This window comes from Sphingomonas melonis DAPP-PG 224 (genome assembly GCF_000379045.1).
GTDB classification, from domain to species: domain Bacteria; phylum Pseudomonadota; class Alphaproteobacteria; order Sphingomonadales; family Sphingomonadaceae; genus Sphingomonas; species Sphingomonas aquatilis.
Genome location: NZ_KB900605.1, coordinates 1 through 13023 on the forward strand (window position 1 = coordinate 1; position 13023 = coordinate 13023).

A 13023-nucleotide genomic window follows, 5' to 3' on the forward strand; every position below is an offset into this window, starting at 1 on the left:
TGCTCGGCGATCCAACGATCGAGCACCGAGCGCAGCGTCGGGATCGCGGCGTTCGGATCGTAGGCGCGACCGTCATAGAGCGCGAAGGCATGAGCAAGGGGCCGCAGTTCGGTGACCGAACGGCGCAATCGGTCGGCATGATCGCGCGACAGCCGGGCGCTTTCGAGATCGCCGCGGTGGAGGTTGATATGGTCGCTCACGATGCAACCGCCGTGCTGGCGGGGGCTGGAACGGCTGCGCCGGTGTCGGCCACCTCGAAATGGCGCAGCATCGCCTGGTCGTGGAGCGCGGCGACGATGGCATCGACCTCGCGACACGATCGGTTCGGGTCAGTCTGCACGAACAGCGCGATCGATGCGGGACCGGCAAGCCAGCGCGTGATCGAGACCCGGGGGAGATACGGATCAGGATCCGCGAGCGCCTGGGTTGCCTGACGTGCGCCCGCAAGCACGGTCATCGCCCATCGCAAGGCATGGCCGTTCGCGGGATCGTGACCGGCGACCTCGGCGACGGCTTCGGGGGGCAGAGCGCCGATGAGGTCGCGTGCGGCGGCAAGGGAGCTGCCGGGCAGGTCGCCGGCATGTTCGATGGCGCGCAGCAGCACAAAGCGCGAGGCACAGGTATAGCTTGCGCAGATCGCCGGATCGTCGGGCAGAAATGCCTCGATCGCGGAGGCGCGCGCATAGGCGCTGACATGATCGGCAAAGAAGTCCCAATTGCCGCGCGCGGGGTCGATCAGGAGATCGCGTGACTGGTCGGCAAGCATCGCGCACGCCTCGCCGCTACCGACGATGGCGATCCGCTGCCCGCTGCCCTCGCGCACCGCCACGAGGCTTGCAGGATCGAGTGTGTCCGCCGCGGCGATCGTCAACGTCGCGCGTGCGGGTTCAGGATCGCGGCGGAAGCGAAATGGATAGCAGATCCCCATGACGGGACGACCTTTCGTGGTTGGGAGGGGTGAAGGTGCCGCCCTGGGTGGCAAGCGATGCACCGATGATCGCGCAGCCGATGGCCCAGGCCAGGGTGAACATGCCGGCCAGCGCCGCCAGGATGCCGGTGAGACGACGATACCGATGGAGGTGGCCGGTGGTCTGTCGGCGGATCGTCGATGCCTTCCGCGGGCGCCGGAACGGCGATGATGCCGCGTGGAAGGTGCCCTCGATCGCATCGCGGGGCGGGGCATCGAGGCGGGAGAGGCGGCGTTTCATCACAGATCGAGCCCGAGGCGTTTTTCCGGCAGGGGCAGGTCGGGATCGCGCGGCGGCATGGGTGGCAGCGAGGAGAGGTCGTCGCGCTCGTCGGCCGGATGGCCGAGGTCGTCGTGCGCGAGAGGATCGCGTCCGGCGTGGCGGTCGGCATCGCGCGCGTCGCCCAGCCCCAGGTCATCCAGTCCGAGGCCGTCCGGTGCCGGCTCATCCAGCGCATCGCGGCCGCCATCGTCGATGGCCATCTTCGACCAGTCGGTATCGGAAGCGGGCATCGGCGGCAGATCGGCGAGGTCGGGCAGATCGGCGATGGCGTCGCGCTCCTGCGCTGACAGCACCCTGTCGATGCCGGCCGCATCGGGGTCGGCGGGCTGGCGGTCCGTGTCGGAGCGACCCGCATCGGACGGCTCGCTCTTGCCGGCATCGTCGATGGTGACCTTCGACCAGTCGGTGTCGGATGCCGGCATCGGCGGGAGGTCCGGCAGATCGGGGAGGTCGGCGAGCAGGATGGGCGCATGGTCGGGCAACCCCGCACCATCACCCGCTCCGAGCGCATCGAAGGCGGCGGTAAGCGCATCGTCGGCCGCGCGGGCCCTGGCGTCGGGTCCGTCGACGACGAGGCGGCCGACGCTTTCGAGCGAGGAGGTCTTGTCGCCGGGGTTACGGTCGAGCTGGCGCATCAGTTTCTCCGTATGGTCGGTGACGAGCGTGATCGCGTCGCGCACGCGGGTGACGAGGACGTTGAAGAGGCGCTGGTTGGAGAGGTTGGTCTCGTGGGAGAGCATGACCCCGATTCCGCGATCGGCGGTGATGCCCTGCGCCATGTGCATGTTGAGCGCGTAGGCGAGCGACAGGCGCGAGAGCATCGGGTCGCCGGGCTCGAGCGTGATCGTGTCTTTCGAGGCGAGTTCGACGGTGACGCGGCCGTTCTCGATTGCCGTGACAGTCGCGAGCGCGGCATTGTGCATGCCGCGGTCCTTGTCGTTGTCGGTCCAGCGGATCGTCTCGCCCTCGTGCAGGTGCACGGTATCGAGGGTGGATATCTGGAGGCGTTCAAGGGTGATCGTCGGGTTGAGCTTCTGGGGCACGAAGCGGATACGCTCGCTGCCGCGACGCATCTCGACCTTGCCCGCAAAGACCCGCGAAACCTCGAAGGTGCCGCCCCGTCGCAGCCCGATCTCCGGGATATGCCCGGTGACGGTGACCTGCTGGCCGACCTTGTAGGTTTGCGCGTGGCGCAGTTCCTCAGGCGTCATGCTGACGCGGTCGTGGACGGTGACGTCGAGGCCGGGGCCTTTGAGCGTCCCCTCGGCGAGGAGGCCGTTCTGGATGCGGGTGTTGATTTCGCCGCGTGTCTCGCGGCCCGAGGCGAATACGGCGGTGACGGCGCGCTCGTCGGCGGGAAGCGCCAGCCAGAGGTCGGCTGCGTGCGCGGCGGGGCCGGGGGTGTTGTCGGGGTCGGTCCCGGCGCCTGGGCGCACCTCGACGACATTGTCGCCGAGCACGCGGAGCGCGGCGCTCGCCTTGCCCACATTGGCGAGTTCGGCGACGGTCTTGAGCGTATCGGTGCGCTGGCGCAGATTGTCGTTCATGTAGGCGACCGGCGCGCCGGCCGCCTGGACGACCGAGAACGCCTTGCCGGCATTGATCGGCATGAGCTGCTGCTTGTCGCCGACGCCGCGGATCGCTTCGACCCCGAGCGCATCGGCGACGCGGAAGAGTTTGAGGAGGTCGTCGTTCGAAACCATCGACATCTCGTCGATGACGATGACGGTGTTCTTCATCTCGTCGCGCCTGGCTTGCGCGGCGGGCGTGTCGGGGGCGGCGACGTGGCGTTCGCCCTGCCAGATGAACGAGGCGATCGTCTGTGCCTCGATCCCCGCCCCGGTCTTCATGTCGGCGACCATCTTGTTCTGGAAGGCAAGGCCGTGGAGGCGACGGCCCTCGCCTTCGAGGGTGCGGGCGGCCGCCTCGAGGACGGTCGACTTGCCAGCGCCGGCGACGCCCTGGACGAAGGCGATACGGTCGGTGCCCGAGACGATGAGGGTGGCGGCGGCGAGCTGGCCGGCGTTGAGGTCGTGCGGCGAGGCCGCCTGGAGGAGCGTCGGCGCGGTATCGGGGGCGACGATGGGGGCGATGGTATCGCGGCCCTTGTCGATTGCGGCGAGGATGCGTTCCTCGGTGGCGAGCGATTCCGGGGTGGTGACCATGCGGTAGCTGGTGTCATGCTCGCGGACCTGGCCGGGGATGAGGCGGCCGGTCGCGGCGAGCCGCTCGATGCGGCGCTCGACATGCTCGATGGTAACGCCCTTCATGCCGAGGTCGAGCGCCTGCTTGGCGAGGCGGTGGACGTCGAAGGCGGCTTCGCGGGTAGCGAGGATGCGCACCGCCGAGGCGACGGCGAACTGCGCGCGGGCATCGGCGGGGGTGCCGGCGATGCGGGCGATGCTCCCGTCGACCAGCGGATCGGGGGTGGCGAGGTAATGGCCGAGGATCTCGCGGGCGGAGGCGACGGCGCCGCGGATCGCGTCGGCGCCGCGCTCGAGCGGGCTGCGGCTTGCGTCATGGTCCTGCGCGCGCGCGAGGCGCTCGGCCGCCGAGAGCAGGTCCTTGCCGTCGAAGCCGAGGGCTGCCGCCTTGTCGATCCAGTCCTTGCGCAAGGTGTCGCGATTGTCGTGGCCGAGTTTGGGATCGCGGGTGCGCGCGGTCACCTCGCGCAACCCTTGCGTGCTCCTGATCCCGAGCTTCTCGGCAGCCGCGAGAATGTCGGCGCGGCGCTGGCTGAAGGCGTCGATGACCTTTTGCGGTACGCCGGTGATCTCGAAGGTGCCGTGCTTGCCGCCGGTTTCGACCTGGAAGCCGATCTTCTCCATGCCGGCGCGCAGGTATGCGTGATAGACCGCGCCGATGACGGTGTTGTTGGCCCAGATGCGGTCGGCGTGGAGCGACTGCCACTTGCCGTTGGCCATGCGGGTCATGTTGGCGACGATCGCGTGGACGTGCGCCTGCGGGTCGAGGGCGCGGCTCGTGTCGTGCTGGAAGAGGGCGTAGACGAGGTTGCCGGTCTGGACGGGCACCTTCTTGCCGCCGATGTCCTTGCGGGTCTCGGCGAGGTTCTTCTCGATCCACGCCATGGTCTGGCGGACCGCCTGCATCTGCACGCCGTCCGGCCCGAGGATCCGCTTGTCGCCGGCGACATAGGCCATCAACGACACCGATTTGGGGGCCGAGAAGGTGAGGTCGAAGCCGGCGCGGCGGTTCTCGACCTGGCCGACCTTTTCGCCAGACGGCAGCTCACCGTTCAGCGCGCGCTCGAAGGCCGCCTTGTCGACCGGACCCGACAGGCCGGCGTCGGCCGCGCCCTGGCCGCCCCACTGGCTAACCTCACCGTTCTCGGACGCGTAATAGTCGCCGTTGGTGAAGTCGTCCTTCGCGAAATAGTTGGAGGCGCCGGACGCCGAGCGGACGGATGCGATCGAGTGCATGGGATCAGTCCATGCTCAGCCCATCATCGCGATCGATATCGGGGTGATGATGGTGATGGTGATGGTCGCCGGCGCTGAAGTCCTGGCGGACCTCGACGATGGTCTGGTCCTCGCGCTGCGGCGGGGGCGTCGGCGCGCCGGATGAGGCATCGCGCGTAGCTTGGGGCGTGTCGGCACGAACATCCCCGGCTGCGCGCTCACGGGCATCGCGCAGGTCTTGGAGCATGACGACCTTGCCACCGGATTGCCCCTGTGTCTGACCCTGCGCACTCTTGGCGTCTGGGGTGGCATTGGGGTCGCCCGGATCGAGCCGCTGGGCGGCTTCGCGCTGCGCCTGCTCGCGGGCCTCGATCTGGCCTTCGGTCGGAGCGGAGAGGATGCCGTCCGCCAGCGCCGCGTTGGGGTTGCGTGGTTTGGGTTCCGCCTGACCCGGCTGCGGGTTGCTGTCCCGCCCGTCCTCTTGCGCCGGTTTGCCCACGCCCCCCTTCTTTCCGCGTCTGGCCTCATCGTCCGGCGCAGCCGGACGGCGCTTCACGAAGCCGTCGGCGACACGCGGGTAATGCTGCCATTCGAGACGGATGCGCGCGGCGGGAAAGCCTTCGGGGAACTTGATGTACCCGTGCATGGCGGGAAGGTTGGTGATGTCGTCGGGGATGACCAGCGCCTCGATCTGGGTGCGCGGGGTCAGCGTCGAGGCATCGCGGGTCGAATTATAGCCGTAGCTATAGCCTTCATCCATCTGGCGGATCTCGCGGTTGCCGATGTAGCGCGCGCATTGCTCGGCGGTGTCGAGGTCGGCGGCAGCGAGGATCAGTTTGGTGCGCGCCAGCGAGGACAGGTTGCGGGCATTTTCCTCGCCGTAAACCTGCACCAGCTTGTCGAAGGAGTGGATACCGAGGATGATCGCGCCGCCATAGTTGCGCGCGGTCTGCAAGCCCTGTTCGATCGCGGGCAGGCGGTGGAGCGCGCCGATCTCGTCGAACATGAACCAGGTGCGCAGCGAGCGCGTGTGCGGCATGGTCATGAGCGAATGGACGGCAAGGTTGGTCCAGAGCGTCAGCAGCGTCCGGTTCATCTCGAGGTCGGTGTACGAGCAGGTGATGAAGAGGATCGAACCGGGCTTCTTTTCGGACGTGATCCACTGCTTGATCGAGAAGCGTTGCTCGTCTTCGGGCAGCAGCAGGAGCGCCTTGGCGTTGGTGTTGTAGACGGCGCGGATCGCCTCGGCCATGCGGGCGGCTTCGGGCGCGGTGAGCGGGTCGGCGATGGTCTCTTTGAGGTAACGGTGGACGTGCTTGAGGTCGGCGGTCATCAGGTTCTCGGCGAGCGCCCGGTTGGTCGCCTGACCGTTCTCGATGAGCTTCAGGCACATCTCGATGAACAGGGTACGCGCGGCGAGTACCCAGAAGGGATCTGACGACCCGCCGTCCGATGGAATGAGTGCGGCAGCGGCTGCGGTCAGTTCGCTCTGCGTGCGGCAATCATCGAACACCGACCACGACGGGCAGCGTGCGTCGAGCGGGTTGAGGATGGTATCGCGGTCGGCATCGTAGAACGCCTCTGCATAGGCGCCGGTGAGGTCGAAGACGACGGCGCTGTCCTGGCGCTCACGCATCTGTTTGAGGAGTGCCCTAAGCGCGGTGGTCTTGCCCGATCCGGTCGTGCCGATGAGCATCGTGTGCGATTGTTCGAGCCGGTGCGGATAGGGGATGCCGGCGATCGAATAGGGGTGGTGGATGCCGGCGGCTTTGCGCTCGGCGAACGGCTTCTTCAGGACGACACCCGGATCGACGTCGGGGAAGAAGGTCGCGGCATCCTTGCGGAAGCCGTCGAGGTTGAAAGCGGATATCTCCTTGTAGAGCATGTCGCGGGGTACGAGCATCGCGCCGCGCTCATGGCGGTCCTCCATCATCGCCTTGCCGCGACGCGAGGAGAAGGAGAAGTACCAGATCGACAGCGGGATCGCGACGAACGTGGCGAGCAGCGCCGAGCCGATGAAGCCGCGTACCGCCTTGGTCCAGGCACGCGCCACTTCGGGAACGTAGGGGACATATCCCATGACGGTCGAATGCACCGAATTATCGGGCATCCGCAGGTTGACCTTCTTGAGATTGTCGAGCGCCACCCAGTCCCATAGCGACGACAGGATGCGCATCGAGATGAGCTGAAAATTGTTCTCGTTGAGCCGGACCGAGAGGATGATGGTGTAGGCTATGAGGAAGGTGCCGATCCAGATCAGGAACGGCATCTTCGCGCCCTGCATCCACATGCGGACGGAGGCGTCGAGAAGCTGCGAACCGCGGGTGAAGTTGCCCGAGTTGCGGGGGCGTTCGCCGCGCGCAGAGGCATGCGCCAGATGGACCGGACGGCCATCGCTGCGGATGTCAGTCCTGGCCATGATAACGCTTCATCCGCTTGTCGGTAGCGGCGACGATCTTGTCCCGGAAATCGGGGAATTGTTCGCAGATGATCGTGTCGAGCGCGAGCTGTGAATACTCGCCCACACGCACCAACCGAAGCTGGCTCTCCGTGACTAAGCTCTGGCTATAGAGATAGAGGTCGACAGCCCTTCGGATAATTTCCGAAGGGGTGCATTCCTTTGATCTGGCCACCTCAGAAATCTCGGAGAACTTCTCCGACGTCATTCTGATGGTACAGTGGTGAGAACTGTTCCGCAAACCAGCCTCCTTGCAGGGGAGCTGGTGGGATTCAAAGCGAGCGAATGGTTTGTATCATCCGTCTTAGAGTGGCGCAACGGCTATGTGCCGCAATGTGCCGCAAATATTCAATGTGCCGCATCGCGGCACGTATAAACCATTGCAGCAGCTTCATTATTTCCATGTGCCACGAGGCGGCACAAAATGTAGCACATCGCGGCACGTGCGTGCCGCACTGTGGCCTACCATCGAAAATGTGTAGGCCATTGTTTTTGTTGGCTTTTTACTAGGCACAACGTGCGTACGGTGTGCACTACTGTAGTCCCATATCCTCCGTGCTGTATCGGTGCTGGTTGGTGCTCCGGGTAGCTCCGGGCCGTGTCCCGGTTTCACCGAGGATCGGGTCCGACGTGAGGCGGAAATGGGTGCTGGATGGCGTGCTTCGCACGCCGGGGTTTATGGCGTCGGCCGATATCATCGTGGGGTCTTTCGCTGGGGTCCGAGAGGCTGCTTGGCGTTGTGAATTGTCGGGGGTAGAGTGGCTGTGTTCAGAGCCCGATCAGCCTGACGAAAAGGACGATGGAAATGGCAAAGTCACTGGACGCCGAACTGGCCGCGATCGAGGCCGAGGAACGCAAGCTGTCGGAGCGTCGCAAGGCGCATCAGGGCAGGTTGCGGGAGGCCGCGATCCAGTCGGTCGAGAAAGCGGGGTTGCTCAAGCTGCCGCTCGACCGGCTCGATGGCTTGATGAGGGTGGTGAAGACGCTAGGCGTCGAAGAAGTCGAGAAGCGGCTGAAGGCGTCAGCCTGAAGCCGGCCGGGACCATCGGCGCGTAGCCGGTCGGTTCTCCAAAGGTGTCAGGCAAAAAAAGGGGCGCGTCGGCGAAGCCGCGCGCCCCGTATCGGGTCGGAATGAAGACGGGTTAGTCGGGGTTTGGCAGGGCGTTCATGCCCATGCGAGACTGGCGTCAGGCGGATTGGTTTTCGTCCGGGCCATGGCGACCAGCGAGGGCAGGTAGCGCGACAGATGGGGGTCGGCGGTAAGGCGGTCGTGGATCACCGGATCGGTGAGACGCCGGCGCAGTTCGGCAAGCGGGATTTCGCCGAAGGACTCGGCATCGAGGCCGAGGCTTTCAAGCAGGGCATAGGCATTGCCATTGGCGACGTTGAGCGCTGGTGCGCTGTCATGGGTCCATGCGACCTCGATCATCACCAGCCCGATATTCTCCTCGCGCCGCACGCGGATGCGCCGCGCGGCGAATTGGGCTTCGTCGAGGACGGCGATCGCGGCTTCGCCGTGGTCGAGGATGGCGCTGAGCGAAGCGAGCGGAAGGGGGCAGACGCGCGCCTCGAACGCGAACTCCGGTTCATCGGTCGTGCCCCATTCGTGGGCGATAAGCGGGTAGCCGAGACGCTCGGATTGGGCGCGCAGGTAATCGCACAGGACGGATAGCTGGTCGCGGGTGATTTCGGCGGGCGGGACGGCGTGTACGTCATGGCCGTCATCGATGCGGAACGTGATGGTCATCTCGACCTCCTTCGTTGGAACCGCTCTTCCCGTTCCCGCTCCTCTCCAACATGCCGTGCGACGGGCACGTCGCTGGTCGGCAGGGGTGGCATGGCCGACATCGTGCGAGGTGACGTCAAGGATCTGCCAGCGGCAGCAGCGCCGGGCCGGGTTCGATGCCCGGCCCGGCGCTTCCCCGCCAACAAAATGGGTTCCTGTTCAGCGGTACTCGATACCGCATCGGACAGTCGCGCGGCAGCAGCGCGGGCGCGGGCTCGATGCCCGCGACCGCGCTTTCCCGGCACGCGGCATTCTCCGGCGCTGGCGAGCTGGTCGGGCGGGCCGGGAAAGGCGGCGGCAGCGCATTACCGGAAGGGGGAAGGCGAGCGGGCGTGCGGGTGTCCGCGCGCGGCCCGTCGGGGCCGCGCCAGGGCGGCCGCGCGTCCGCTCGCCTGGCGTGGGGGGAACCTGTAGGGTTCCCCCCACAAAGCGCCGGTGGCGACAAGCGGCCAGCCCCGGCGGGAGCGTCCGGGGCTGGCCTAGTCATCCCTGCCAAGGGAACGGGTGGGCGGGACGACGCAGGGGGGGGTGCGCCGTCCCTAGAGGGTCAACCCCAAGCCGCGCGCTTGGTTGCGGCGGGGGCCGGTCCCTGATCGGAAATGCGATAGGCTTGGGTCGGAACGCCTGCCTTTTTCAGTTCGTCCAGCAAGCCCGACTGGATGCCGGTTCCCTGACACACGATGGCTTCGACCGGCGCGAGGGCGACAAGCTGGTCGTTGCGGCGAAAGCCTGCGGCTGCCGCGTAGCGGCGGACGTTGGGCGCGAAGGCGACTAGCGGAACCTTGCGGCTCGCGGCCCAAGAGGCGGCGATAAGGTCGCATCCCTTGCGCTGGCCGGACGTGCAAAGCGTCATGTGGGGAACGCGCGCCTTGATCGCGTCTAGGCGGTCGTAAAGCATCTGGAAGTCGTGCCATTCCTGACCGCCCGAAAAGACGACGATGGGGCCGGTCGGGTTGCGCTTTTCGCGGATCGCCTCGGCGCGCGCCTTGAGAAAGTCGAGGCTGTCGATCTGGCTGGCGGTGGTGGCGCTGGAAACGACGGAGCCGCGCGCGCTGCTCCACGGTTGCCCGGTGTGGGCATGGTAGCAATCGGCGGCATAGGCGCGCATACATTCGATGGCGGCGCGCTGCTCCATCTTGGTTTGGGTGCGTAGCTGCATTTCCTCCAGTTCGACGGCGTAAATCTCTGACGGATCGGGGCGGCGGGCCATCTCGCCCAAGTCGCGGGCCAGCGTGTCTTCCTCGCGCGCCAGTTTCTGCGCCTCGTAGTGGAACGAATTGACGAAACCCCATGCGATGGCTTGGGCGCTCGTCTCAAGCCGGGTATCGGCAAAGAGGTCGAACAGGGTCGCCATGATCGCGCGGCAATCGAATTGCGCTTCGGCGGGTTCGGGCATGTCGAGTTGCTGGGCGATCTCGCCCGGACCCATGATCGACCATGCGCCGACGTCGCCGAACGCGGCGTTGAAACTGTCGCTGGTGGTGTCGTTGGCGATTTCCTCGCGGATGGCGTCGGCGCGGTCCTGCGCGGCGATTTCCCCCGGGGTCGATCCCATGGCTTCGCCAAGCTGCGAAAGGCTGGTATAGCGGCGGGAGGGCGTTTGCTTGGTCATTGGTTCATACTCTCTGGCAGGGTTGGCGTCTTAGGACCGGGGGGAGCGTTTCAGTCGCTTCCCCCCGTCCGTTCGGTGGTCTTAGGCGGCGACCGTCTCGTCGGCGGTCGTCTCGCTCTTGCGGCGGCGGGTCGGCGTCATCGGCGGGATGGCGTCGGCGTCGGTTGCGCCTTCCTCGACCATCTGGCCGTTGGCGTCGGCGTTGCCGGTGCCGAAACCGTCATCGATGGTGCGGCGTCCGCGTCCCTGACGGCTGCCGTTGAGGTTCTCGCGGCGGGGCAGCGGGCGGTTCCATACGACGTTGTAGGTTTCGGTTTCGTCGTCGGTGCGGAAAAGCATGACTTGAACCGGGGCGGTGAGGCTGGGGTCGTCGAAACGTCCCTGATAGAAAACCTCGCCGCTCGAATTGCTGGTCTGCTCCCACAAAGCGCCGATCTGCACCCAGCGGCGCGCGACGTTCAGCGCCATGATTTCGAACGCGGGTGCCTTGTCGCTGTCGCTCTCGACCGGGCGAAGGCCAAGGCGGGGAAGGTCGATGTGCGCGGTGGCGATCGAACCGAGAAGCTGGCCGTTGGTGCTCTTGAAGGAACCGATGTTCATGTGACTTACTCCGTGGGGGCCGTTCCCCCTCTTTGCCAGGGCTTGGGGCCTTTCCCCTCCCGACATCTTTCTTTTACCCCCTCCCCCCCAAGTATTGAAGCGCATTGATTTCTTGACACCAAGTTATCGTACACGGTGAGTCCGAGCATCTAAAGAGCTTGCGTCCAGCAAGCGTAAACAAACAAACAAAGAAGCATTGATCGCGGTAGCGAGCAATTCAGATGAACAGGAACGATGTTCGGGGGGCGTAGCCCCGGCCTGTGATCTCATCGCACCCGGAGCCGTCCTCGCAGGGGCTCAAGGCGCAGGCACGGTCGGCGGGGTCAACATGAATGACGGAGGCTCCGCCGCTTTAGCGGTGGAAACCGTAGGACCAATCAGCAAAAAGCATTGTCCGCATCGCGGACAATCCATCAGCGGTCCGGTATTCTTGTTGAGGCGTCTTCAAACAAACAAAAGCATTGCCAGCCTTGCTGGCAATACCATCGCGACGCCGACCCCGGCGGGCGGGTCTGCAACGCGGAGACACTGAGAGGCGGCGAAGGGTGCGATGAGATCATTGGCCCCACGAACAATCATCATGCGCGCCAGCGCATGATTCCACAGCCGCAGGCTGCTGGCGATGCGCGTGGATCTGGGTGTGACGTTCAGGGTGGAAGAGGCTGGTGCGTCATCATGCCCGTGGAGGCGCGCAGGAGGCCCGTAGGGGGCGGAAACCCCGGACAAGGGATCGTGACCCCGCAAGGGGCGGAGACGCGCTTCAGCGTGGCTCCGGTCGGCTTTAGCCGACTAGAGCCCGGCCCCGCCCATCGGGCGGGGTGGCCCCGAGGCTGTCGGTTCATTGATGGTGGCGAGGTGAAGTCGCGGTTGCCGGTCGAACCATCGCCGGAGATCATCATGACGTTCACCGTCGGCGATACGGTAGGAGGGGACGGGGGTGTTGATGCAGGCTATCGCATAGTTGAATCGGAATGACTGGCCGAGCCGATCGGCGATTATCTTCAGCTCGTCGGCAAGCATTCTACGGAGATGGGAGAGGTTATCGCGACCGCGATCGTCGATCGGGACACAGTTGGGATATTGCAGGCGGGTTCGACCTGCGTGCGATCGTCGGACGGCGACGGGCAAGAGGCGCGGCAGATCATCCGGGAACGACGCGGGTTCGATTGTCCCGGGTTTGTCGATGGTGGATCGGAGCATGTTGAGCCGACCGGCGTTGCGTGATTTGTTGTAGCAGTCGTCATTCCAGAGCCAGATCTGCCCGTTGCCCATGGCGGCGAGGGTGTCGACCTATGTCGGTAGCGTACCGGCATCGACGGCGGTGTCGAAGGCATCGGCGCTGACGATCCAGATCGTGACGGCGCGGTGGTCATGGTCGCGGTCGATCCGCCGTTCCGCGCACCAGGCGCTGGTGGGAGAGGCCTGGACCTCGAAGTGGACCAACTGGCGATCGATGGTGACGGCGATGTCGGGTTTACGGAGGCCCGATGGTGTATGAGCCGAAGCGTTGCGAGCGGGGTGGCAGCCCATGGCTTCGAGGATGGTCATGATCTGGCATTGGGCATCGATGTGCCATTTGCCGTCGTCTCCGGTGGGGTTGCGGCCGTGGAAGGCGGCGGGTGTGATATTCGTCCGCCAGGGGCAGGGTGGTGTGGCGTCGTCATCGGGGAAGTGGGCGAAGAAGGGTTGGCGGATGACGCCGGCGCGCACGCCGACGGGTTCGAGGCAGGCTGCGCATCGGAAGGCGTGTCGGCCATCGGGCAAGGCGTGGATGTCGCGGAGGTTGAGGGTATCGACGTCGTGATGGCGGTGGTGTCGATCGAGCACGAAGGGGATGGCGAGCTGGCGCTGCGGGAGGGCTTTCATTGCAGGTTCCGATAGGGCTTGATGGTCCATCG

12 protein-coding genes are annotated in these 13023 nt (G+C 65.8%); 1 reads left to right on the forward strand and 11 read right to left on the reverse strand.

What is annotated here, in order from left to right; genetic code table 11:
- From SPHME3_RS19895 to SPHME3_RS0100030, 6 genes are all read right to left on the reverse strand, one after another.
- Nucleotides 1-200, reverse strand: a 200-nt coding sequence (locus tag SPHME3_RS19895; RefSeq protein WP_037476419.1) for a hypothetical protein, incomplete at its 3' end; no start/stop codon positions are given.
- Nucleotides 197-928, reverse strand: a complete 732-nt coding sequence (locus tag SPHME3_RS0100010) for a type IV secretion protein (RefSeq protein WP_051076119.1) — start codon at nt 926-928, stop codon at nt 197-199. The genes SPHME3_RS19895 and SPHME3_RS0100010, both read right to left, overlap by 4 nt.
- Nucleotides 888-1208: a hypothetical protein gene (locus tag SPHME3_RS0100015; RefSeq protein ID WP_018250416.1), complete on the reverse strand. Its 321-nt coding sequence runs from the start codon at nt 1206-1208 to the stop codon at nt 888-890. Before SPHME3_RS0100015 ends, SPHME3_RS0100010 begins: the two co-directional genes overlap by 41 nt.
- The gene (gene mobF / locus SPHME3_RS0100020) at nt 1208-4690 is read right to left on the reverse strand and encodes a MobF family relaxase (protein WP_018250417.1); all 3483 of its coding nucleotides are present in this window, start codon (nt 4688-4690) and stop codon (nt 1208-1210) included. Before mobF ends, SPHME3_RS0100015 begins: the two co-directional genes overlap by 1 nt.
- 4 nt (nt 4691-4694) lie before the next feature.
- Nucleotides 4695-7088 (reverse strand): type IV secretion system DNA-binding domain-containing protein, encoded by a 2394-nt coding sequence (locus SPHME3_RS0100025; protein ID WP_018250418.1) that lies wholly within the window; start codon nt 7086-7088, stop codon nt 4695-4697.
- Nucleotides 7075-7335: a hypothetical protein gene (locus SPHME3_RS0100030; RefSeq protein WP_018250419.1), complete on the reverse strand. Its 261-nt coding sequence runs from the start codon at nt 7333-7335 to the stop codon at nt 7075-7077. The genes SPHME3_RS0100025 and SPHME3_RS0100030 overlap by 14 nt, the downstream gene beginning before the upstream one ends.
- Before the next feature lie 597 nt (nt 7336-7932).
- Between SPHME3_RS0100030 and SPHME3_RS0100035 the strand changes: the two genes are divergently transcribed.
- The gene (locus tag SPHME3_RS0100035) at nt 7933-8157 is read left to right on the forward strand and encodes a hypothetical protein (RefSeq protein WP_018250420.1); all 225 of its coding nucleotides are present in this window, start codon (nt 7933-7935) and stop codon (nt 8155-8157) included.
- 135 nt (nt 8158-8292) lie between these two features.
- Here the strand turns inward: SPHME3_RS0100035 and SPHME3_RS0100040 are convergent, their stop codons facing one another.
- The 5 genes from SPHME3_RS0100040 to SPHME3_RS0100060 all read right to left on the reverse strand — a co-directional run bounded on the left by SPHME3_RS0100040 (nt 8293) and on the right by SPHME3_RS0100060 (nt 12991).
- Nucleotides 8293-8874 carry a hypothetical protein gene (locus SPHME3_RS0100040; protein ID WP_018250421.1) on the reverse strand — a complete coding sequence of 194 codons (582 nt, stop codon included), beginning with the start codon at nt 8872-8874 and terminating at the stop codon, nt 8293-8295.
- A 586-nt stretch (nt 8875-9460) separates the two neighbouring features.
- On the reverse strand, nt 9461-10525 hold the full coding sequence (locus SPHME3_RS0100045) for a DUF2493 domain-containing protein (protein WP_018250422.1): 1065 nt from the start codon (nt 10523-10525) through the stop codon (nt 9461-9463).
- Between the two features lie 81 nt (nt 10526-10606).
- Nucleotides 10607-11125 carry a DUF736 domain-containing protein gene (locus SPHME3_RS19900; RefSeq protein ID WP_018250423.1) on the reverse strand — a complete coding sequence of 173 codons (519 nt, stop codon included), beginning with the start codon at nt 11123-11125 and terminating at the stop codon, nt 10607-10609.
- A 789-nt stretch (nt 11126-11914) separates the two neighbouring features.
- A complete protein-coding gene (locus SPHME3_RS0100055; RefSeq protein ID WP_018250424.1) occupies nt 11915-12397 on the reverse strand; it encodes a hypothetical protein in 483 nt (160 codons plus the stop codon).
- A gap of 18 nt (nt 12398-12415) precedes the next feature.
- Nucleotides 12416-12991 (reverse strand): competence protein CoiA family protein, encoded by a 576-nt coding sequence (locus tag SPHME3_RS0100060; protein WP_018250425.1) that lies wholly within the window; start codon nt 12989-12991, stop codon nt 12416-12418.
- Nucleotides 12992-13023 lie beyond the last annotated feature (32 nt).